Raw genomic sequence first — 23,114 nt, forward strand, 5'->3', positions numbered from 1 at the left:
AGGATTTAATCCTTCCAGCAATTCACTAGCGCTGTGATAGACCGCGCTTGCTTTGCCAAAAGCACGTCTTCGGTCGGCTTTTGGCCTGAATAGCTCTGGACAAAAATTCCTAAGCTCGCCAGCCGGTCAATAATTTTTTGCGATTTAAGCGCCAGATGCACATTCTGTGGAAGGCTACGAGGACCTGTCGATGCGTCGAGCAGCAAACCCGACACAGCCCCAGCTTGGTTAAGTATCGGACCGCCAGCGTCACCCTTCATAGCAGGTATCGACAGTCTTATAATATCTTCACTGCCATCCAGGCCGCGCATCTCATCCACCGTTCCTTGCGTGATGCTTGGGAAATCGAGCCGTCCTTCATATGAGTAACCTGCGGAAATTACCTGATCCGATAAACCTAAAGGCGCGCGGGCGAATTGGGCCACAGACAGGGGAACCAGACGGCTTTCTGGCGCCAGTATTGCAAACCCAGAAGCTTCATCTGGGCTTAGTATCTTTGCCTTGTAATTCGGCCGGATAGTGATTTCGTCGCACCGTTCAAGCCCGCTTGCGTCGGTGATTACATGCCCATCAGAGGTCGCAAAAATTCCTGATCTAGAAAATAAAGGCTGCCTCAAATCCAATCCGAAAAGAGCGTCTACTTCTTCTAGGGCACCGGTTCCCGCCGTTGGTTCTAGGACGCCTGAGATTGTCTCGAAGCTGTTTTTGATATTCCTAAAAAGTCTCCGGCTCCGCGTATCATCATTAGATGGCCATACCAAGATATAGCCTTTGATCTCACCTTGGCTCATGAATGCTTCGGCAACAGATGTAATTTGACTGTTCTGACCAGTAATAGAAAAGCCAGTCTCATAAAGCCTGCGCGATCCATCAGGTGGCAGAATGCTTAAAGTTTGCAGAGCCCGATAGAGTGCCCTAAGGGCGGCTTTGTTGCCCTTTTGTGAGATTACATAAGCCGACTGAGGACCGCCGTCTGTTGCCTTAAAATGTGCAAGCGGGGGTTCATAGTGGGAAAACTCAAGCACACCCATTGGTAAATTAATGATAACACCAGTTTGCAAATCGGTGATTTTTTCTATTCCCGACTCAACCAGTATTTGATCGTATTGCTTTAGCAAAATATCACGCTGCAATGTGGACAGGACCCCGGTTTGTGGAAACTGATTGGCGTCTTGCCATTGTTTCATTGAGTTCCGCGTACCTGTCCCAAACATGCCATCTATAGAGGAGGTATAGTAGCCCGCCCATTGCAAAGCGCGCTGCAAGTCTTTCTTTGAAGATGTATCCAGTGCGGCTTCTGATTGTAGCGCTAGATCCAGTGTTTCATCTTTAGAGCGGTCGATGGCGCTAAAATCGTATCCTTGGGTTACCTCAACCGCTTGAGACAATATATTTGCCGAACCACTCACGTCTGTATTTTCAGCTGTTTGTGATCCAGGTGACCAAATTTTTTGACGAAAATTATCCCCTGTGGAAATGAAGCTATCGAAAGGAATTTCTAATTCTGTTCGCAGATTTTGATACTCTAATTCTATCTCATCCTGAGTATAGGGTCCAACGGCAATGGCATACCACCCAGAGCCCAAAGAAAACGCATGCACATTTGGCAATCGCTCTGCATATTTGCGAGCTCGATCTTCTGCTTCTAGAAGGCTGGGCTGCGCTTCAACTTGAACCCAAAGGCTATCATCAGCGAGTAAGAGGGTGGGTAAGAAAATCGTCCCTGCAATCACTGATAAAATCTGACGCCACATAAATTCTCCAATTCTAACTCTTGGTGGCTCGTCTGAGTGCTTCAGAGGCCTGAGTTCAACTATTTTTCCTGATATGTAGCGCTCTGCTAAAAACAATGCCAGAGGTACATTAAATATCTGCGCAAATTTTGTCTTGATTGCACCCCGAAAGCAACCCAGATCAGTAGATTGATTGACCCTCGTCGCGGCTTTGCCTAAGTAGAGGCGAGTAAAGCCGTCACAGACAGGGCAATAGAGAAATGACACCCACCAAGCCCACTTCTTTTCAAGATATTATTTTGCGTCTCCAAACCTATTGGTCGGAGAAGGGCTGCGCCATTATGCAGCCCTACGATATGGAGGTCGGGGCAGGGACCTTTCATCCCGCGACAACGCTGCGCTCGTTAGGCTCGCGGCCTTGGGCGGCTGCTTATGTCCAGCCTTCGCGTCGGCCAACAGATGGTCGATATGGGGAAAACCCCAATCGTTTACAGCATTATTATCAGTATCAAGTGCTGATCAAGCCAAGTCCGCCCGATTTACAAGAGCTATACCTTGGGTCCCTAGAGGCTATTGGAATTGATATGGCTCTGCATGATATCCGCTTTGTGGAAGACGACTGGGAAAGCCCGACCTTAGGCGCTTGGGGCCTAGGCTGGGAGGTGTGGTGTGATGGTATGGAAGTGTCACAGTTCACCTATTTTCAACAGGTTGGCGGCCATGACTGCCATCCTGTTTCGGGCGAGCTTACCTATGGTCTAGAGCGGTTGGCTATGTATGTTCTTGGTGTTGACCATGTAATGGAAATGCCCTTCAACGATCCGCAAACCCCGATTGCATTAAAATATGCGGATGTATTCAAGCAAACCGAAGAAGAATATGCGCGGTGGAATTTTGACGTAGCCGATACAGATATCTTGCTGCGCCATTTCGAAGATGCCGAAGCCGCCTGTGCAGCCATATTGGCGCAGGAACCGACTGACCCAAAAACCGGCAAACGCATCATCATGGCCCATCCGGCCTATGATCAGTGTATTAAAGCCAGCCATCTGTTCAATTTGTTAGACGCGCGTGGGGTCATTTCTGTGACCGAGAGGCAAGCTTACATCGGGCGCGTGCGCGCCTTGGCCAAACAATGCGCTGATGCCTTTGTGATGACCGAAGCTGGCGGGTTTAGGGCATAATGGGGAAGTTTTTGGCAATAGTTCTTGTGACCTGCGGCATTATTGCAGGCGGGGCAATGTATTATTTGCAAGTTTATGCTTATTACAGCACGGTTGTGCCAAATGGCAGTACGGATGTGGTTTTGAAACCTCTGGATGGCTCTGTTGCGCAAGCTATTGCGTATAGCGATTACAAAGCAATCGATTCCAACAGTTCGCCAATCCGTTATCGCGCGTGCTTTACTGCCGAAAACACCGCCGATGAGTTAAAGGCGCTTTACGTTACCATCAAGGATGCAGAACCTTTAGTCGCACCGGGGTGGTTTGATTGTTTTGATGCCAAAGAAATTGGCGCTGCTATAGAGTCCCAAAGCGCAACAAGTTTTCTATCGATCGAAAATGTTTCTTATGGCATCGACCGCATTGTCAGTGTGCTTGATGATGGCCGCGGCTATGCGTGGAATAAGATCAATCGATGCGGTAAAATTGCCTTTGCTGGAAAACCTCTCCCACCTGATTGTCCAACACCGCCCGAAAGTAACTGATATGCCAGATCTTCTCATTGAACTTTTTTCCGAAGAAATTCCGGCTCGGATGCAGGCCCGGGCAGCGGAAGATTTAAAAACCAAGGTCACCAATGGTTTGGTAGAAGCCGGGCTGACCTATTTAGGCGCAGCAGGTTTTTCGACACCGCGGCGTTTAGCGCTTACTGTTCATGGCTTGCCAGAAGAAAGCCCTTTGGTGCGTGAAGAGCGAAAAGGCCCCCGCGTTGATGCCCCGGAAAAGGCGATCGAAGGTTTTTTGCGCGGCACGGGTTTAAGCCGAGATCAACTTTCCATTCGGGATGAAAAAAAGGGTCAGGTGTATTTTGCCACACTGGAAACACAAGGCCGGCCCGCCGCACAGATTGTCAGTGCTGTTGTAGAAAATGTTGTTCGGAACTTTCCGTGGCCCAAGTCCATGCGCTGGGGCAGTGGTTCCTTGCGCTGGGTTCGACCGCTGCATTCGATTGTTTGCCTGCTGAGCGACGAAAGCGGCGCACAAATCGTTGATTTGGATATTGATGGCCTGCAAGCGGGTGATAGCACCTGCGGTCATCGGTTTATGGGGCCACAGAGGTTTTCGGTTTCTAGCTTTGAAGATTATACCGCCAAACTTAAGCGGTCGTTTGTCATTCTTGATGCTGCTGAACGTGCGGAATCCATTTGGCAAGATGCTAGCAATCAGGCGTTTGCATTGGGGCTAGAGCTTGTAGAGGATCGCGGTCTTCTGACCGAAGTTGCCGGCTTAGTTGAGTGGCCAGTGGTGCTTTTGGGGCGTATTGAAGATCAGTTCCTTGATCTTCCCCCCGAGGTCCTGCGGGCCTCGATGAAAGAGCATCAAAAGTTCTTTTCACTGCGCAATCCCAAAACAGGCCGCATTGAATATTTCGCAACTGTCGCCAACAGAGAAACCGCAGACCAAGGCGCAACAATTTTGTCGGGCAACCAAAAGGTTCTCGCAGCACGTTTGGCGGATGCAAAGTTTTTTTGGGAAAATGACCTGCGTATTGCCAAGTCTAACGGTTTGACACTTTGGGCGGACAGTCTTGGAAATGTCACATTCCACAACAAGCTAGGCAGCCAGAAGCAACGCGTTGACCGGATCGCCAGTTTGGCCGGAAATCTGGCGCCGTTTGTTGGCGCAGATAAGGGCTTGGCGGAGCAAGCCGCGCAGGTGGCAAAAGCGGACCTGGCCTCGGAAATGGTCTATGAGTTTCCCGAATTGCAAGGTCTTATGGGGCGGTATTATGCCAGTGCCGCTGGTTTGCCCGATACGGTTGCGCAGGCTGCCCAAGCCCATTATTCGCCATTGGGCCCATCGGACACCGTACCATCCGAGCAGGTCTCGGTTGCCGTCGCTTTGGCGGATAAGCTTGATATGCTCACTGGGTTTTGGTCTATCGATGAAAAGCCAACCGGCAGTAAAGACCCATTTGCACTTCGCCGTGCCGCATTGGGTGTGATCCGGCTGCTTTTGGAAAATGGGATAACATTGCCCTTGAAAGAGGCTTTTGCGCTGAGCAAAGCAAAAGTTGATGTTTCTGATTTGCTTGGGTTTTTTCATGACCGTTTGAAAGTATTCTTACGTGACCAAGGACTGCGCCATGATATCATTGATGCATGTGTGGCGCTTGAGGGGAACGACGATTTGCTGCTTGTTGTCAAGCGGGCGAAAGCGCTGTCTGAATTTCTTGTCTCAGAGGATGGAGAAAATTTGGTGCAGGGCTTCAAGCGCGCCAATAATATTTTAACCCAAGCCGAAGAAAAAGATGGTGTTGAGTATTCTTATGGCGCCGATGTGAAATTTGCCCAAAGCGATGAAGAACGCGGGTTGTTCGCGGCTCTTGAGGCCCAGTCTAAAGTGATTAAATCGGCTTTGAAGCAAGAAGATTTTTCCGAGGCGATGCGTGGAATGGCTGCGCTGAGGGTGCCGGTTGATGCTTTTTTCGAAGCTGTGCAAGTAAATACAGATAACGAAGTGGTGCGGCGTAATAGGCTAAATTTACTGAACCTCATTCGTTCCACCTGCTGGGCTGTAGCCGATTTGACAAAAATAGAAGGCTAACGCACCTTTGTAAGGGAAAGCTTTTTCTTGCTTGCGCGGCTAATGGCTTTATGCTGCGCTGACGAAAGAAGGATGCCGCAGTGCAGCAAGAACAATCAGATATAGCGCTAGTGACCCCAAACGCAGCGATTTCCGCCCCGACACATGGGGGGCGTGCCAAATGTTTACAGCGTTTGGTACGCCTTGAATTACCGGTTCCTAAAACGGTCGCCCTGCCTTTTGATGTGGTGCACGGTATTGCGGCCAATCAAATGCCTGATATGGCGCAGATATTAGATCATTTTGATCCAGATACTTTATTATGTGTTCGCCCGTCTTCCCAAAGTATTGACTGGGGCGGGCCAAAGGCAATTCTAAACATTGGTATGAACCATGCGCGGTTTTCGGCGCTTTCCGAGACGCTGGGAACAGAGGCTGCTGCCAAAGTTTATTATTGGTTCATACAAGCCTATTCCATTCATGTGGCACGACTGGACCCAGAGATTTTTGATCATATCCAAGGTCAGGGGCAGGCGGCACTTGAAGCTGCACTGCGCGCCTATGAAGAAGAAACAGAAGAGGTTTTTCCACAAGCGCGTGCGGTACAGTTGGCTGAAGTGTTGCGCTCGATGGCCCGCGCTTGGGAAGGTACCACTGCAAGATTACTGCGGCAGGCCAAAGGCGCGCCAGCAGATGCTGGCCTAGGGCTTGTCGTTCAAAAAATGGCCTTTGGCGTGGGGCGCGGCGAGTGTGGCTTTGGTGTGCTGCAATTGGTTGATAGTGATACAGGAAAGCCAAAGGTAGTTGGGCGATATCGCCGCCAAAGTCAGGGACGTGACGGATTAAGCAGTAATGAAGGTGTGATGTATTTGACCCGCGATAAGCGCGGACCGTCACTTGAGGAAGCCAAACCAGATATTCTTAATACTCTGCAGGAGCAGGCGGTGCTTATGCGCCAGCGTTTGCGCGAAGAAATGCAAATTGAATTTACCATTGAAGATGGAAATCTGCATATTCTTGATGGAATACGTGCGCCGCGCCGCGCCTCAGCAGCGTTGAGGATTGCGGTATCTTTGGCCAAAAGTGGCGTGATCTCTAAACAAGAGGCTTTGCTGCGAATAGAGCCTGGATCTTTGGGCGAATTACTACACAGACAAGTACATCCGGATGCAAACCGAGATGTTTTGGCACAAGCTGTTGCCGCCAGTCCTGGGGCGGCCACTGGCCAGATTGTCTTTAGCGCCGAGGCCGCTCAAGCCAGCGCTGCGCGCGGCGAGCCTTGTGTCTTGGTGCGCCGAGAAACCAGTCCCGAAGATATTCGCGGCATGCATGCGGCCTCTGCGGTGCTAACGGAACGCGGCGGAATGACAAGCCATGCTGCAGTGATTGGTCGTGGATTGGGTCTTCCTTGCGTTGTGGGGGCATCTGCAATCCGCTTTCAGATCAGGAAAAAGCAGCTGGTCACCCCTGATGGCAGGATATTCCAAGAAGGAGATACTTTGACCATTGATGGCAGCAATGGTCAAATACTTGCAGGTGAGCCGCCAATGGTCGAGGCTGTCCTAGATGATGCGTTCCAATCTTTGATGGGCTGGGCTGACGAGATTAGCGACATTGCCGTGCGGGCCAATGCAGATACGCCGGCAGATGCCCAGACAGCCCGTAATTTCAATGCTCATGGTATTGGATTGTGCCGCACGGAACACATGTTCTTCGAAGCGGACCGGCTTACGGTGATGCGCGAGATGATTTTTGCAAATGATAGCAATGAGCGCCGCGCCGTTTTGGACCGATTATTGCCAATGCAGCGGGCAGATTTCATCAAACTTTTTGGAATCATGCAAGGCTTGCCTGTGTGCATACGCTTGTTTGATCCGCCACTGCATGAATTTTTGCCCACTGATCGGGCCGGTCTTCGAGATTTGGCCGAGGCTTTGGATTTGCCGATGTCTGATGTAACACGCCGTGTTGAAGCAATGGGTGAATACAATCCAATGTTGGGACTGCGCGGTGTTCGCTTGGGCATTACGGTGCCTGAAATTTATGAAATGCAGGCGCAAGCCATATTTGAAGCCACTATTGAATCTAAAGACGCGGGTGCACCGGTGGTGCCGGAAATTATGATCCCCTTGGTCAGCGCCAAGCGAGAAGTTGAATTGGTAAAATCACGCATTGAAGCAGTTGCAGCAAGAGTGCGCACAAACAAAGGTGTGGATTTTGATTATAAGCTGGGTGTTATGGTTGAAACCCCGCGCGCAGCGCTTAGAGCCAATGAAATTGCGATCAATTCTGCCTTTTTGAGCTTTGGGACCAATGACCTGACGCAAATGACTTATGGTTTGTCCAGAGATGATGCCGGTAGATTTATGTCTACCTATGTGCAACAAGGCGTGTTCCCGGAAGATCCATTTCACACCCTAGACGTCGAAGGGGTTGGGGAATTGTTACGCCTTGGGGCTGAGCGCGCGCGCGCTTCCAGCCCTGAGGTTGTGATTTCAATTTGTGGAGAACACGGAGGCAGCCCGGAAGCAATCGCATTTTGCCGTGATCATGGCTTTGATTATGTGTCATGTTCACCCTTTCGTGTTCCCGTTGCTCGTCTTGCAGCAGCACAGCTTGCAATCCGGGATCAGACAACTTAAATGCCCCCAAAGCGACTCAGCCTGAGCATTCATTGGCGCTTGGCCTTGTTAATATAAAGGTACCAACTGCCGTTCTCATGCTGGGGTCGACTGGGTCGAAAAGGTGAAGCGCAGTGATACTCCGACTATTTACTTTGGTCTTCTTAATCTGGGGGGCGGCAGCTTCGGTTTTTGCTGATGTGCCAGATACCTCAATATCCACGGCGATTGATCTGGATAGAAAATTTCGCTCTGCCTTATCCCCTTTGACTCTAAGAACGCTGATGCGTAATTCAGAAGAGGGCAATGAAAAACTTTATACGCGTGATTATTTAGTGGCTATTCCCGCGCACAAGGGTGGCAAGCAGTGGGCATGTTTGGCTGAAGCGCTCTATTTTGAAGCTCGGGGGGAAGAGATTAAGGGTCAGTTTGCAGTTGCGGAAGTGATCCTAAACCGGGTAGATAGCGCGGCTTTTCCATCGTCGCCCTGCGGTGTGGTGCATCAGGGTACTGGGCGACGTTTTGCCTGTCAATTTACGTATGATTGTGATGGTCGAGCAGAGATTATTCGTGACAAAAAGGCCTATGTGCAAGTGGGTAAAGTTGCACAGCTTATGCTTGAAGGGGCGCCGCGACGCCTGACCAAAGGTGCGCTTTATTATCACACCAAATCCGTTAACCCGAGATGGGCCAAAAGCTTTTTCAAAACAGCGACTATTGGTCGTCATTATTTCTATGCGCCACCTCAAAAATTGTCAAAAGTAACTGAATAAGGCAATGTGTGACGTAGTTAGCGCTCTGGGTGCCGCGCTTGACCGAGGCACGCTTCAAAGCTTTAGCCTATCACTGTTGAGTGAAACAATTTTGGGTTTGGTACGATGACCAATGAAATTCGGCTCGCTTTTGCGCATCCCTTGGAACGGTCAGAAGCCAGCTCAACAAAGGTATTAGATAGAATTTCGTTGCGAGATCACGTGGTGGAAGTTGAAATTGGCGCCTTTCAGACAGAGCGCGGCACAACCCAACGCATTTGCTTTAATGTTGTCGTAGAAGTAAAGCCCGCTGGTCAAGCTGTCGATGATGTGGATCGTATTTTGTCCTACGATAAAGTGACAGATGCTATTTCGTATGAGTTAGAGCTTGAGCGCTTGAATTTACTGGAAACATTGGCTGAGCGTGTCGCTGAAAGAGTATTACTTGAGCCTCAGGCTCTACGGATTTTTGTCCGGATCGAAAAATTGGATCGCGGCCCGGGGGCATTGGGGGTTGAAATTGTTCGCGACCGTCAGGATATTGCGCAACTCGCAGAGCCGGAGGCAGAAGAGAAACTGCACCCGCGTTTGGTTTACCTGTCAAATGCTGCAATTGCATGCGAGTATTTGACTGGGTGGATCGACAGTTTGAGCGCTTCAGATATCCCAGCAATTTTATGTGTTGGTCTGCCTGAGGAAGCTGGGCCAGAGGCTGCAAATTCTGCTGTTGCACGGCGCATTGCCCTTTTGGCAATCGAACAAAATGCTTGGGTGCTGGCTGGACGCGACAGCCGCTGTGTTGTTGTGGCCTCAAAAACTGAGTTGGACTGGTCGATAAAGAACGGAATGATCAGCGTATGGGCGCCTTCAAAAATGGTATTGGATGCCACCCATCCACCACAGGCTGATGCCAGTGATGGGGTAGGGCTGGCGCAGTGGCTTGCAACAGTTTTAGAGGCGCAGGACATGGTGTTCGTTGGCGAAGAATTCTTAGAAAAAAAGGACTTTAGCGCTCGAGCTCAAGCCATAGGGCCATCCCTTTTACAAGGCTTGAAGTAGCGGTATTTTTAACCCAAATTAACGTATGGAAAACTATTATAGACCGATCCTATCAACCGACACGATGCGACCCGAGCAAGCATATAGTTTTGCCGGTGGCCCATTGTGGTTTTCCCATGCCGAGAAATTAAGCCGCAGCGCGCCTGCTTTGGTTTTGCCAGCGCAAGAGGTGCCTGACGATTGGTTAAAAATCTGGACCTGTCAAAGGTCGTCGATCATGGGCATGTCTTTTGCGATGCCAAAAGTCATGGGTATTCTGAATGTTACCCCAGATAGCTTTTCAGATGGTGGAAAGTTTGCCGGACGCGAAAAAGCTTTTCATGAAGCTTGTGAAATAGTCAACGCTGGCGCTGACATCATCGATATTGGTGGCGAATCTACCCGGCCAGGTGCCGATTTGATTGCCAGTGATATAGAAATTGCGCGCACAGCACCGGTGATTGAACAGATTTCAAAAAACTTGTCTAAGCCAATCTCGATCGACACGCGCAAAGCGGCGGTTGCAAAAGCGGCAGTCGCTGCCGGGGCTGGGTTGGTCAATGATGTTTCGGGGTTCACATTTGATAACGCCCTTCTAGAGTTTTGTGCATCCAAAAAATTGCCGGTCTGTGTGATGCATGCGCAAGGAGACCCTACAACAATGCAAGATCAGCCGGACTATGCAGATGTTTTGCTCGATATATACGATTTTTTGCACTCCCAAATTGCAAAACTCATCGCAGCGGGTATTTCCAAGGATGCAATCATTGCTGATCCGGGTATTGGCTTTGGTAAAACCTTGCAGCATAATTTAACTTTGCTAAACAAAATCAGCATCTTTCATGGGCTCGGCGTGCCCATATTACTTGGGGCCTCGCGAAAAGGATTTATTGGCAAGGTGAGCGGTGAACAGGATGCCCAGAGCCGTGTTGGGGGATCTATCGCAGCGGCCTTGACGGCGGTGTCACAAGGGGTGCAAATAGTCAGAGTGCATGACGTGGCACAAACACGTCAGGCATTGGCAGTTTGGCAGTCTATTACATTAGGATCATTTGATGGCGCGTAAATATTTTGGAACTGACGGCGTCAGAGGGCGTGCAAACCAGTATCCGATGACGGCAGAGATTGCTTTGCGGATTGGAGCTGCAGCTGGGCAATATTTTCGCAATGATGATCACAAAGTCCACCGCGTGGTGATCGGCAAAGACACGCGATTGTCGGGCTATATGTTTGAAAACGCTCTGACTGCGGGCTTAACTTCCACCGGTATGAACGTGCTGTTGCTTGGACCTGTGCCAACACCCGCGGTTGGGCTACTCACCCCGTCAATGCGCGCAGATTTGGGCATTATGATCTCGGCCAGTCACAACCCGCATGAAGACAATGGCATCAAGTTTTTTGGCCCCGATGGTTTCAAGCTCTCAGATCATGTTGAAGCAGAAATTGAGCATTTGATTGAAAATGGTGTCGAGCCTGCAGCAGTTGAGCGGATCGGGCGCGCGCAACGGATTGACGATGGTTTGTTCCGCTATGTCGAACGCGTCAAATCTTCTTTTCCAAACGGGATGCGGCTGGATGGAATGAAAGTCGTGATCGACTGCGCAAATGGCGCCGCTTATCGTGCAGCACCTGAGGTTTTATGGGAATTGGGCGCTGAGGTTATTCCGGTTGGCGTATCTCCTAATGGACTAAACATAAACGATAAATGTGGGTCAACAAAGCCTCAAACAGCGGCTGAGACAGTCGTTAGCCACGGTGCAGATGTAGGCATTTGCCTTGATGGTGATGCCGATCGGGTCATCATTATTGATGAAACTGGCGCTGTTGCTGATGGCGATCAACTGATGGCTCTGATGGCCATGCGCTGGGCTAAAAACAAGCAGTTGCGCGGTGATACTTTGGTCAGCACGGTAATGTCCAACCTTGGTCTTGAGCGCTTTCTGAGCGCCCAAGGTATTGCTTTAGAACGCACTGCTGTAGGGGACAGATATGTGGTTGAGCGGATGCGTGAGGGCGGCTTTAACCTTGGCGGTGAACAGTCCGGCCATATTGTGATGAGCGATTATTCGACAACAGGCGATGGGTTGATGGCAGGCCTGCAGTTTTTGGCTGAGATTGTTCGCACCGGCACCCCGGCCAGCCAGCTTATCAACGTGTTTGATCCGGTGCCGCAACTTTTAAAAAATGTACGCTTTACACCGTCAGAGGATCCTTTGAGCTCGCCAAAGGTCCAGCAGGAAATCACCGCAGCCGAAGCAGCGCTGGGCGATCAAGGGCGTTTGCTGATCCGCAAATCCGGCACTGAGCCGCTGATAAGGGTGATGGCCGAATGCGAAGATCAAGCGCTGCTCATTGAAACAGTCGATAGCATTTGCGCAGCTGTTGAAAACGCCAGCACTGTAATCTAAACAGTCGCAGGCAACGTTTTTTTTAGTGCGAGTATGAAACCACTAAAACCTGAATACGCGGCGCAAATCGCTGTACTGGCTCACTGCGACCCCGCATAAAATCACTGCCATTGAAAGTATTAATTGGGGGTTAAATTTTTCACCTAAAAACCAAATTCCCATAATAACGGACCACATTGGCACTTGGTAATTGGTGAGTGTCAAAAAGACTGGTCCGGCACTTCGGATCACCAAAACTCGAAGAAGATTTCCCAATGCTGTGGGAAAAATACCCAAATATGCTAGATATAACAATGTTTTGGAATCGATGCGAGGGGCGGGACCTTCTATCGCAATAGCCATTGGAACAACGAAAAAAGCACCGATTATTAAGGAAACAGCGGCCAATCCGATGGGGTCGATGGGCGGCAGTCGGCGCATTAAAACCGAGCTAAGCGCATAGCATCCAGCAGCTAAAAAACAGGCGATCCGCCCGGCCCATTCAAGTTCGGCATTAGACGAGAAAGTGGCGGTTTGGCCGATAAGCATAACAACCCCAGTAAAGCCAATAACAAATCCGGCCACACGGCGTAAGGTCAGCCGTTCGCTCGGCACTAAGAAATGTGCAAGCGGTAAAACTATCAAAGCAACTGCTGCCATTGATACCCCGGTGTAGCCTGATGTGACGTGTTGCTGCGCCCAAGTGATTAATTGAAACGGCACTGCCGTGCTTAAAATTCCTACAACGAATAACATCGCCCAAGAGCGCTCGTGGCCAAGGTGGAATTTCCAACCCATAACCCCCCAAAGTGCAGTGGTTAAGGCCGCTCCGATGCTTATTCGGGCAGCGGCAAGCCACATTGGTGATATGCCCTCTAACCCAAGCCTAATGACTGTAAACGCACTGCCCCAGATCAACCCCAAAGCGGCAATCATTATCCAGCTTTTTAATGTGATCCGGGGCTTATCTTGCATTTAGTCTTGGTCCTTTATACGGGCTAAAATCTACCCAAAACAGGCATCGGTTTTACGTCAGTATCGCGGCTGTATTGCGGTGGTGCCAAAAAAAGGCCTGCAGGGTTAATAAATTTGATAAAAAGCACCCCGGACCCACAGCCATAGCGTAGGTCCGGGAAAGGCGTTTAAAAATTAGTTCTTTGCTTTGTCGACCATTTTTCCAGCAGAAATCCACGGCATCATGCCGCGCAGCTTTTCGCCTATTTCTTCGATCTGATGGGCGTCATTCATCCGCCGCGTGCCTTTAAAGAATGGCTGTCCAACGGCATTTTCCAGCATGAAGTCGCGCACAAACTTACCGGTTTGAATATCGGTCAGAACCGCCTTCATCTTGGCTTTCGTCTCATCATAGGGCAAAATACGTGGTCCGCTGACATATTCGCCGTATTCGGCGGTGTTTGAGATCGAGTAATTCATGTTGGCAATACCGCCTTCATAAATCAGATCAACGATCAACTTGACCTCATGCAGACACTCGAAATAGGCCATTTCGGGCGCATAGCCGGCCTCGACCAGCGTTTCAAAGCCCATGCGGATCAATTCAACCAAACCGCCGCATAGAACGGCCTGTTCGCCAAAGAGGTCGGTTTCACATTCCTCGCGGAAATTGGTTTCGATAATGCCAGAGCGTCCGCCGCCAATGGCCGAGCAATAGCTCAGGCCGATCTCAAGCGCCTTGCCAGAGGCATCATTGTTGACCGCAACCAAACAGGGCACGCCGCCGCCTTTGGCATATTCGCCGCGCACCGTGTGGCCGGGGCCTTTGGGCGCCATCATAATCACATCAACGCCGGCTTTTGGCTCAATCAGGCCGAAATGAACGTTTAGGCCATGGGCAAATGCAATCGCTGCACCTTCGCGGATATTATCATGCACATATTTTTTATAGGTTTCGGCCTGCAATTCATCGGGCATGGTGAACATGATCAGGTCGCACCAAGCGGCCGCTTCGGCAATGCCCATCACTTCAAGGCCTTCGCCTTGGGCTTTTTTCGCCGAGGCAGAGCCTTCGCGCAGCGCTACCACAAGGTTTTTCGCGCCGCTGTCGCGCAGGTTTAGCGCATGAGCGTGGCCCTGGGATCCATAGCCTAGGATCGCTACTTTTTTGTCTTTGATAAGATTAATGTCGCAATCGCGATCATAATAAACTCGCATATCAGCACCTTTCTGATTTTTTTGATGTTACAAATATAGAGATATATGTCGAATATACGTTTCTAAAATTATTAAAATATGCTATAAAGAGAGTAAATCATGCTTATAAATATTAGAATAGATAAAAACTATGCTTGATGATCTGGATCGCCGTTTGTTGCGGCGGCTGCAAATCAATCCCGCAATGCCGGTGGCTGAGCTTTGCGATGCAGTGGGCAGCACTGCGGCGGTAATCTCTCGCCGGCTGACGCGGCTGCGCACCAAGCGGGTGATTTTGGGCAAAGAGGCGATCATCGACTGGACCAAGCTGGGCTATAGTGTTGAGGTTTCCTTGCGCATCGGTTTGGATAAAACCCAAAGCCGGGCGTTTGATGATTTTATCGAGGCAGCGCGCGAAGTGCCCGAAGTGATCGAAATTCAAACCTTTCTGGGCCGGGTTGATGTGCGGCTTTCGGTGATTGCAAAAGATATGGCCGAGTATCAGCGAATTTATCGCACCCGTATCCTGACCCTTCCACATATTGCGGATATTGAGGCGTTGATGCAGGTGGCGCGGATCAAATCGGACGAGGCATTGCCCATATGAGCAGTTTCGATGCCACTGATCACGCGCTGTTGCGGCAGCTATCCCGCGATGCAGATCAATCGGCTGCGGCGCTGGCGCAGCAGTTGGGTATGTCGCAACCGGCCATATGGCGGCGGCTGCGCCGGCTTGAGCAAAGCGAGGTTCTCAAAGGTCAGCGGCTGGTGCTTGACCGCGAAAAGCTCGGCTTTGGCGTCACCGTTTTTTTGGGTGTGAAACTGTCGGGCAAAGGCGGTGTTCTGCTTGAGGATTTCGAACGCGCGGTAACAGCAATCCCCGAGGTGCAGACCGTCGAGCATGTGCTTGGTATGTATGATTACCGGCTGCGGGTGGTGGCCCGTGATATAGCAGATTTTGAGCGTATCTTGCGCCGCCGTATTATGACCTTGCCGGGGGCAGGTGATGTTGAGGCCAATGTGCTGCTGAGCGAAGAGCGCCGGCCTGGGCCGCTTTAGCTCTTCGCGCTGCAGTTTTGGCACTGGGCTGCGTCGAAATAGACTTTGCCTTTGCAGGGTGGCTGAATTATTTGTAAATAAACAGTAGGAGAGTGCACAGATGGCTGCGTTACTAGAGCATATTGATCCAGACGGATTAGAAGAGTTTTCGGTTGTTTTCACTGACCGGTCACTAAACCATATGTCCAGTTCTTTTCAGCAGGTGATGAAGGACATCTCTTGCATGCTGAAAGAGGTTTATGCCGCTGATGCGGTGGCCTTGGTGCCTGGCGGCGGTACTTATGGGATGGAGGCTGTGGCGCGGCAGTTCGGTCAGAGCGCCAAAGTGCTTGTCGTGCGCAATGGCTGGTTTTCTTATCGCTGGTCGCAGATCTTTGAGGCCAGCGCCGATGCAAGCGAAACCGAAGTGATGAAAGCGCGGCAGCAGGGCAATGCGCCCCAAGCCCCATTTCGCCCCGCGCCGATCGAAGATGTGGTGGCCAAAATTCATGAGGTGCGTCCAGATATCGTCTTTGCACCGCATGTGGAAACATCTGCGGGGGTGATTTTACCCGATGATTATTTGGCGGCGATGGCCAGCGCAGCGCATGAAGTTGGCGCGTTGATGGTTCTGGATTGTATCGCCTCCGGCTGCGCTTGGGTGGATATGCGCAAAAGTGGTGTTGATTTGCTGATCTCGGCGCCGCAAAAGGGCTGGTCTGCATCGCCCTCGGCGGGACTTGTGATGTTGTCTGAGCGCGCTTTGGCGCGGCTTGAGACTACCACTTCAAACAGTTTTGCAATTGATTTGAAAAAATGGCATGCGATCATGCAAACCTATGAAGGTGGTGGTCATGCCTATCATGCCACCATGCCCACCGATGCGCTGCGCGCGTTTCGCGATACCATGATTGAGACCCGCGAGTATGGGTTTGACCGGCTGCGCGATGCGCAATGGGAACTGGGCAGCCGCGTGCGTGAGCTGCTGCGCGAAAAAGGCGTGCGATCGGTGGCGGCGGAAGGTTTCGGCGCGCCGGGCGTGGTTGTGTCCTATACTGCAGACCCCGGGGTGCAGAACGGCAGTAAGTTTGCTGCAAACGGTATGCAAATCGCTGCTGGCGTACCGCTGGCCTGTGATGAACCCGAAGGCTTTATGACCTTCCGCTTGGGGCTTTTTGGGCTGGATAAGCTTTATGATGTGGATGCAACGGTGGGCCGCTTGCGGCGCGTCATAGATCAAGTGCTATAAAGCTGCGCAGCTTCTTAAGATTGGTTTTTTGCACCTAGCCCGAGGTGCATCAATGCTCGGCGCACTGGCGCAATCCCGTGCAACGCGCCGAGACCCTGCGCGCGTAGATCCCGCAGAATTTGCGGATCGGCCATTGATGCCTGATTAAGCAAGGATATTCCGGCAACACGGGTGCGCAGATCACTGATACGGGCTTTGTTATAGCCGTCAAGCATCGCTTTGTTGCCCAATGTGTCAGGGCTGGCTTTCGCCAGATCACTCAAAGTTTGAATATCTGCCAAGCTCATATTCAAGCCCTGCGCCCCAATGGGCGGGACCACATGGGCGGCCTCGGCAATCAACGCCAGCCGCTGGGCGCTAAGGCGCTCGGCAATCTGGCTGATGATTGGCCAGAGGGTGCGTTGGGACGCCAGTTTAAGCGGCCCTAAAAGCCCACAAGAGCGCGTATTTATCGTATCTTCAAACGCCTCATCCGGCAATACCATAAGCCGCGCCGCTTCAGGGCCAGTTTCCATCCACACCACGGCAGAGGACGGCATCCCCTGATAATCAGGCAGCGGCACCAAGGTAAACGGCCCGCCGCTGCGGTGAATTTCGGTCGAGATATTTTCATGTGGGATCGGGTGGGTGACGGCAAAGGCAAGCGCCTTTTGCCCAAAACGGCGCGTGGTCACGGAAATACCCGCCGCCTTGCGCAGGGGCGAATTGCGCCCATCAGCGGCCAAAATAAGAGCCGCGCGCACCCTTTCGCCAGTGCTTAATGTGATCCGCGCTTCGGCCTCTCGGGAAAAATATCCGGTGCTGGCAACCCCGGTTAAAAAAATCACCTTTGGATGTGCCTTCAAGGCGCTGACTATAACCTTACGCGAAAACCAGTTGGGAACATTCCAGCCGAACGGTTTTTCAGAAACGTCATGGGCATCAAAGTCTTTTTGCTTTCGCACAGTTGAGGGCGCGTCTGCGCCACCGGCGTCGACAATTCGCATTTTTTCAAGCGGCATGGCGTGATCGGCCAAAGCCTGCCAAAGGCCAATATTTGCCAAAAATTGCTGCGCGGGCTGCAAAAAAGCGGTGGTGCGCAAGTCGGCGCCTTTACTGCCGCGCTTTGTGACGGGGGCATTTGGTTCTGCGCAGATCACCGAAAAGCCGGCCTGAGCAAAGGCTTGTGCCGCTATCAAACCTGCCAGCCCACCGCCGGAGATAAACACATCCGTGGTCATATGATCGGCTTTTTCTATCATGGTTCAAACATAGGGCTTTAACCGTCTGCAGCCAAGAGCACGGCCGCGTTTAGACGATCTGCCGCAGGAACGTGGTTAGCGTATGGGTTTCGTAATCAATATAGCCGGAATTTTCTGGGCGGGTGCCATGTACCAAAACCGTGCGCATGCCAAGCGAGGACGGCACCGCTAGATTGCGCGCTTCATCTTCGAACATGGCAGCGCAAGCTGGCGAAAGGCCGTCGCGTTGAAACACCTTTTCATAGGCTTCGGCTTTGGGCTTGGGGTGATAGTTCGCGTGCTCGACACCGTAAACCTTTGCAAACAGGTCCTTTAGCCCGCGCGTGGCAAGAACTTCATTGGCATAGGGGGCTGTCCCGTTTGTATAGACAATCTTGCGGCCGGGCAGCGCTGCGATGGCTTCGGCCAGTTCGGGGTCTGGCATCAAGGCGCTAAAGTCGATCTGGTGGACATCATGTAAAAACGGATCGGGCGCAATACCATGCTCTTGCATCAAACCGGCCAAAGTGGTGCCGTAGGTTTGCCAATAGTGCTGGCGCAGCTGATTGGCAGCCGCGGGCTCAATGCCAAGCAGCCGAACCATATAGTCGGTCATTTTCACCTCGATCTGATCAAAAAGCCGCACCGAGGGTGGATAGAGCGTGTTGTCGAGGTCAAAGACCCAATCGGTGACATGGTCAAAAGCGGGATCGGGCATTGCGTGGGCACCAGTGTTGTGGGGTTGATTTTTGATCTGTTAAGCAGATAGTTAGCAGGCAAATGCCGGAGTGCAATATGAGCCTAAGCAAACAGCAAAATAAAGATGCCTACGCGCTGATCCTAGAAGCGATTGACAGCGGGGTGTATAAACCTGGGGACCGTTTGGTTGAAAGCGATCTGGCTGAGCGCTTCGGCGTATCGCGCACCCCGATCCGCGAAGCGCTTCAACGGCTGGAAACCCAATCGCTTTTGACGCGGGATGGGCGCAGCCTCATTGTTGCCTCGCTGGATCATAATGAAGTTGCCGAACTTTATGTCGTGCGCGCAGAATTGGAAGGCCTTGCCGCCCAGTTGGCCGCCCGACATGCCACCCTTGAAGAAAAGCGTGTGCTGCAGGAATTGGTGGATGAAGATCGAAATATGTTGGGTGATCCGCAGGCTCTAGCCCGCGCAAACCGCCGGTTTCACAAACAAATCCACCTTGCATCACATAATCGCTATCTGGTGCAGCAGCTCGATCTGGTACACCGGTTTATGGCGTTGATGGCCACCACATCACTGGCGGTGGCGGGTCGCGGCGAACGGGCAATGGAAGAACATCAGGCAATTGTCACAGCCATTACTGCCAGCGATGAAGATGCCGCCTGTAGGGCCCTTCGTGACCATATATCAGCCGCGTTTGTCACCCGGCTTAAACAAGAGTCTGCGGCTGTTTAGGGCCGCGTTTGAGTTTGTTTCCGTGGCTGGTTTTATCCCAATAAAACGGATTTATAACCACTTCAAAAAGCGCCTTGAACGCCGCTAATGTAGCCAAAGGATAGTAAAAGTACTGGCTTGGAATCCAAGGCAATAGCCGCAAATGTCCGGCCTTAAAGACACCAATGGCTGATATCAGCAGATCGAGTGTAAAAGCGATTGCGTAAAGGCAGATTAATCCGACAAGCACCGGCGCCGGGACCCCAAAGCTTTCTTGCGGCACAAGCCCCAAAGCGATGAGCCAAAAGCTCCAGCTTACAGGGGCAAGCAAAAACATCAGTATAGCCGGCAAAAAGACCACCTGAAACCCGCAAAACTGCCAAATCCCAAGATCGCGTAGCAGTGTTTTGGGCGACCTCATATGCACCGCATAGGTCATGAAATAGCCTTTGATCCAGCGTGATCGCTGTTGCACCCACGATAGCGGTTTGTTGTTTGCCTCTTCAAACGTAGTGGTCTCGATCATGGCGCAGCTATAACCAGCGCGCGCCAGCCGGATCCCCAAATCGGCATCTTCGGTGACGTTATGGGCATCCCATCCACCAAGCTCGACCAAAGCCGAGCGGCGAAAGTATAAGGTTGTGCCCCCAAGCGGAATAGCAAAGCCGATCTGCGCCAGTGCTGGCAACATGACGCGAAACCAGCTTGCATATTCCATAGTGAAACAGCGCGCCAGCCAATTGCTTTGGGGGTTGTAATAATCCAGCCGGCCTTGCAAGCAGACCGTTTTTGCGCTGACCGACGAAAACTTGGTCACCACCGAGCGCAATTGATCTGGTTCAGGGGCATCTTCTGCATCAAGCACGCCAATAATTTCACCCGAGCAAAACGGCAGAGCATAATTCAAAGCGCGCGGTTTGGTTTTGATCGTACCGGGGGCAGCTTGAATAACGCGTATCCATTTGGGCAATTCAATGGCTGCCAGACAGGCCTTGGTCTGTGTGTCGTGGCGCTCTAAAACCAATATGATTTCCAGATGCGAGCGTGGGTAATTGAGCTTTTCAAGATTGTTTATAAGCTGTGCAGCTATATTTTTTTCCCGATAAAGAGGGATCAAGATCGACACTTTGGGCAGCACGTCCGGAAGCCCCTCAAAGGGTCTTTTTGAAGGCTGTTGGGACTGCAGCGAAAACAACAACGCAATCGCTTTTAGCAGCGTTGAGGCGATCAAATTGGAAGCCATCAACAAAACGCCCAAGATAAAAAAAGGATGAGTGGCGTTCAGGGTAATGAGCAAAAAAACAAGAGCTGCGAGGCCTGCTATCACGGCCCAGCGGATGCCTTTGTGCAGGGATGTAAATCCTAGACCTCGGCAACTTTGTTCGCGCGGGACGCAAACCTCGGCATGGCGGGCCAGTTGGGCCCCAAAAAGCTGTTGCTGGCGGGCCTGAATTTGCGCCCGGCTGGCCCAAACCATTGAGGCCGGCCCTAGCTTGCTTTGGATTGCACTGCGCTGTTTGTTAAAGCGGGATTGATCGCTGGTGGCAACTTGCCAATGGCCGCCATCTTTGCTCCAAGGCACCATTGCCTGTGTGATCCAATAGATCGGATCATTGGTTTCAAAGGGTTTCGGCGCATTGCTATTGTCGGCCACCGCTTTCCCGCTCTGTGCAGCAAGCGCGTTGATCACAGATATTTCGGCGCTTAGAGATTGGGCAATAAGAATCTCGCCCAGCGGTCCTTTGGTGGTTTTTTGCTGATCAAGGGCCAAAGATAATCCACTGCGGGATACATCACCCGCGGCTAATAAAATCTGGCCAAGTGGTTTTGCAACAGGCTTGAGTGCTTGACGAGTGCGCGGCTTTGGCCTTTGCGGTGCGCTCATAATAATCACCTGATCCCTTGGGGCTACAATGCCCGCAGAATGCGCGTGGGTGATTAAAATTTAATTAAACTGCGGCGGGGTCAGGCGCGCTGCGCCATATGCGCTGCAAAACGCTCGAAAAGATAAAAGCTGTCTTGCGGCCCGGGGCTGGCCTCGGGGTGATGCTGAACTGAGTAAACGGGTCTGTCCTGCATCCGTATCCCGCAGTTCGAGCCATCAAAAAGCGATACATGGGTTTCAAGAACCCCTTTGGGCAGGCTTTGACTATCCACGGCAAAACCGTGGTTCATAGAGGTGATTTCAACCTTCCCGGTGTCGCGATCTTTGACTGGATGATTTGCGCCGTGATGGCCGTGGTTCATCTTGACGGTCTTGGCGCCGAGAGCGATTGCTAACATCTGATGCCCAAGGCAAATGCCAAAGATTGGCAACGTTGTTGTATCCAAAATCTCGCGGATCATAGGCACGGCATAGGTGCCTGTGGCCGCTGGATCACCTGGGCCATTGGACAAAAACAACCCATCTGGATCATGCGCCAGCACCTCTTCTGCGGTGGCGGTTGCCGGCACGACGGTCACATCACACCCGGCTGAAGCCAGACAGCGCAGGATGTTGCGCTTTGCACCATAATCAATGGCCACAACTTTGTGTTTTGGTTCGTGTTGGCGGGAATAGCCTTCGGGCCAGGCCCAGCGCATTTCATCCCAGTTATAAGATTGTGCACAGGTCACTTCGCGGGCAAGGTCAAGCCCCTCAAGACCGGCAAAATCGCGCGCGGCGGCGATCAGGGCATCTGTATCAAATACGCCGTCTGGATTATGTGCAATCGCCACATGCGGCGCGCCTTGCTGGCGAATTGCTCGGGTTAGCCGGCGGGTATCGACACCGCCAATGGCAATCCGGCCGCAGGTTTTAAGCCAATCGGCTAAATGCCCCTGTGAGCGCCAGTTTGACGGCTCTGTCGGGTCCCATTTTACCACCATTCCGGCCGCCACCGGATCGCCGGTTTCGTTGTCCTCATCGGTTACGCCAACATTTCCGATGTGAGGAAAAGTAAATGTCACAATCTGCCCGGCATAAGACGGGTCTGTCATAATCTCCTGATAGCCGGTCATGGCGGTGTTGAAGCACAATTCTGCCACTGCTTGGCCAGTTGCGCCAAAGCCGTGGCCGTAAAACAGGGTTCCATCTTGCATCGCCAGACAGGCTGTCGGCGTTGGGGGGGGCGATTTTGCCATGCTGCGACTCTCTTGGGTAAGACTTGAGCGCAACCTAGTTCTATGGGCGATGAGGGTCAAGCACACTTCATATAGGAGGTTAGATTAATCATGATCATAAACTCTTGCTCCTCAAATTTCTTTTGGATACTATAGCGGCTCCGACGGTTTTAATGCATGAGGACTGCTATGGAACTTCGCGCCCGGATTAATGCGGCCATGAAACAGGCGATGAGGGACAAAGCGACAGCGCGTCTTTCGACAGTTCGGTTGATTAATGCAGCCATCAAGGATCGGGATATTGCAGCCCGCTCTGAAGGAAACGATGAAGGCGTCGATGATGCCGAGGTTTTGGCGATTTTGGGCAAGATGACCCGCCAACGACAAGAAAGCGCCCGCACCTATGAAGAAGCCGGACGGTTTGATTTGTCAGAGCGCGAATTGGCCGAGATCAAAGTGATCGAAGAATTTCTACCGCGTCAATTGTCCCAAGATGAAATCGAAACAGCCATTGCAGTAGCGGTGGACAATATAGGCGCATCTTCTATCCGTGATATGGGAAAAGTCATGGGGGCTTTGAAAGCAAAATACACTGGCCAAATGGATTTTGGCGCGGTTGGTCCGCTGGTAAAAGGAAAACTATCCTCTTAACCATCGC

20 protein-coding genes are annotated in these 23,114 nt (G+C 51.6%); 13 read left to right on the plus strand and 7 right to left on the minus strand.

All coding sequences use genetic code 11. The annotated features are described in order from the left end of the window. Positions 1-5 precede the first annotated feature (5 nt). Complete coding sequence (locus GN278_06710) at positions 6-1,754, minus strand: peptidoglycan-binding protein (protein XAT60530.1); 1,749 nt, start codon at positions 1,752-1,754, stop codon at positions 6-8. Positions 1,755-1,993: 239 nt separating this feature from the next. Here GN278_06710 and GN278_06715 point away from each other — a divergent pair, with 239 nt between their 5' ends. From GN278_06715 to GN278_06750, 8 genes are all read left to right on the plus strand, one after another. Beyond that, entirely contained in the window at positions 1,994-2,917 is a 924-nt protein-coding gene (locus GN278_06715) for a glycine--tRNA ligase subunit alpha (protein XAT60531.1), read from the plus strand. Next, positions 2,917-3,441: a histidine kinase gene (locus tag GN278_06720; protein ID XAT60532.1), complete on the plus strand. Its 525-nt coding sequence runs from the start codon at positions 2,917-2,919 to the stop codon at positions 3,439-3,441. Before GN278_06715 ends, GN278_06720 begins: the two co-directional genes overlap by 1 nt. A 1-nt stretch (position 3,442) precedes the next feature. Beyond that, positions 3,443-5,503 (plus strand): glycine--tRNA ligase subunit beta, encoded by a 2,061-nt coding sequence (locus GN278_06725; protein XAT60533.1) that lies wholly within the window; start codon positions 3,443-3,445, stop codon positions 5,501-5,503. An 80-nt stretch (positions 5,504-5,583) separates the two neighbouring features. Further along, positions 5,584-8,124 (plus strand): pyruvate, phosphate dikinase, encoded by a 2,541-nt coding sequence (locus tag GN278_06730; GenBank protein ID XAT60534.1) that lies wholly within the window; start codon positions 5,584-5,586, stop codon positions 8,122-8,124. A gap of 263 nt (positions 8,125-8,387) precedes the next feature. After that, the gene (locus tag GN278_06735; GenBank protein ID XAT62577.1) at positions 8,388-8,876 is read left to right on the plus strand and encodes a cell wall hydrolase; all 489 of its coding nucleotides are present in this window, start codon (positions 8,388-8,390) and stop codon (positions 8,874-8,876) included. Positions 8,877-8,981: 105 nt separating this feature from the next. Continuing rightward, positions 8,982-9,914 (plus strand): diguanylate cyclase, encoded by a 933-nt coding sequence (locus GN278_06740; GenBank protein XAT60535.1) that lies wholly within the window; start codon positions 8,982-8,984, stop codon positions 9,912-9,914. Positions 9,915-9,939: 25 nt separating this feature from the next. Next, the gene (gene folP, locus GN278_06745) at positions 9,940-10,959 is read left to right on the plus strand and encodes a dihydropteroate synthase (protein ID XAT60536.1); all 1,020 of its coding nucleotides are present in this window, start codon (positions 9,940-9,942) and stop codon (positions 10,957-10,959) included. Continuing rightward, positions 10,949-12,301 (plus strand): phosphoglucosamine mutase, encoded by a 1,353-nt coding sequence (locus GN278_06750; GenBank protein XAT60537.1) that lies wholly within the window; start codon positions 10,949-10,951, stop codon positions 12,299-12,301. The genes folP and GN278_06750 overlap by 11 nt, the downstream gene beginning before the upstream one ends. 42 nt (positions 12,302-12,343) lie before the next feature. Here GN278_06750 and GN278_06755 read toward each other — a convergent pair whose 3' ends face one another. Next, on the minus strand, positions 12,344-13,255 hold the full coding sequence (locus tag GN278_06755; GenBank protein ID XAT60538.1) for an EamA family transporter: 912 nt from the start codon (positions 13,253-13,255) through the stop codon (positions 12,344-12,346). Between the two features lie 174 nt (positions 13,256-13,429). Beyond that, positions 13,430-14,452 carry a ketol-acid reductoisomerase gene (ilvC, locus tag GN278_06760; GenBank protein XAT60539.1) on the minus strand — a complete coding sequence of 341 codons (1,023 nt, stop codon included), beginning with the start codon at positions 14,450-14,452 and terminating at the stop codon, positions 13,430-13,432. Positions 14,453-14,582: 130 nt separating this feature from the next. On the opposite strand from ilvC, the gene GN278_06765 reads away from it, so the two are divergent. The 3 genes from GN278_06765 (at position 14,583) to GN278_06775 (ending at position 16,718) form a co-directional block, all read left to right on the plus strand. Continuing rightward, positions 14,583-15,038: an AsnC family transcriptional regulator gene (locus tag GN278_06765; protein XAT60540.1), complete on the plus strand. Its 456-nt coding sequence runs from the start codon at positions 14,583-14,585 to the stop codon at positions 15,036-15,038. Continuing rightward, the gene (locus GN278_06770) at positions 15,035-15,490 is read left to right on the plus strand and encodes an AsnC family transcriptional regulator (GenBank protein XAT60541.1); all 456 of its coding nucleotides are present in this window, start codon (positions 15,035-15,037) and stop codon (positions 15,488-15,490) included. Before GN278_06765 ends, GN278_06770 begins: the two co-directional genes overlap by 4 nt. Before the next feature lie 100 nt (positions 15,491-15,590). Further along, positions 15,591-16,718, plus strand: a complete 1,128-nt coding sequence (locus tag GN278_06775; protein XAT60542.1) for an aminotransferase class V-fold PLP-dependent enzyme — start codon at positions 15,591-15,593, stop codon at positions 16,716-16,718. 14 nt (positions 16,719-16,732) lie between these two features. Here the strand turns inward: GN278_06775 and GN278_06780 are convergent, their stop codons facing one another. Then, the gene (locus GN278_06780; protein ID XAT62578.1) at positions 16,733-17,938 is read right to left on the minus strand and encodes a UbiH/UbiF family hydroxylase; all 1,206 of its coding nucleotides are present in this window, start codon (positions 17,936-17,938) and stop codon (positions 16,733-16,735) included. 70 nt (positions 17,939-18,008) lie between these two features. Further along, a complete protein-coding gene (locus GN278_06785) occupies positions 18,009-18,656 on the minus strand; it encodes a pyrimidine 5'-nucleotidase (protein ID XAT60543.1) in 648 nt (215 codons plus the stop codon). A 77-nt stretch (positions 18,657-18,733) separates the two neighbouring features. Between GN278_06785 and GN278_06790 the strand changes: the two genes are divergently transcribed. After that, positions 18,734-19,375 (plus strand): FCD domain-containing protein, encoded by a 642-nt coding sequence (locus GN278_06790; GenBank protein ID XAT60544.1) that lies wholly within the window; start codon positions 18,734-18,736, stop codon positions 19,373-19,375. Here GN278_06790 and GN278_06795 read toward each other — a convergent pair. Both GN278_06795 and carA read right to left on the minus strand, forming a co-directional pair. Next, positions 19,350-21,239 (minus strand): glycosyltransferase, encoded by a 1,890-nt coding sequence (locus GN278_06795; GenBank protein ID XAT60545.1) that lies wholly within the window; start codon positions 21,237-21,239, stop codon positions 19,350-19,352. The two genes, GN278_06790 and GN278_06795, sit on opposite strands and share 26 nt — an antisense overlap. Before the next feature lie 80 nt (positions 21,240-21,319). After that, on the minus strand, positions 21,320-22,477 hold the full coding sequence (gene carA / locus GN278_06800; GenBank protein XAT60546.1) for a glutamine-hydrolyzing carbamoyl-phosphate synthase small subunit: 1,158 nt from the start codon (positions 22,475-22,477) through the stop codon (positions 21,320-21,322). Positions 22,478-22,645: 168 nt separating this feature from the next. On the opposite strand from carA, the gene GN278_06805 reads away from it, so the two are divergent. Further along, complete coding sequence (locus tag GN278_06805) at positions 22,646-23,107, plus strand: GatB/YqeY domain-containing protein (GenBank protein ID XAT60547.1); 462 nt, start codon at positions 22,646-22,648, stop codon at positions 23,105-23,107. Positions 23,108-23,114 lie beyond the last annotated feature (7 nt).

The organism is Rhodobacteraceae bacterium Araon29, from assembly GCA_039640505.1.
GTDB lineage: Bacteria > Pseudomonadota > Alphaproteobacteria > Rhodobacterales > Rhodobacteraceae > CABZJG01.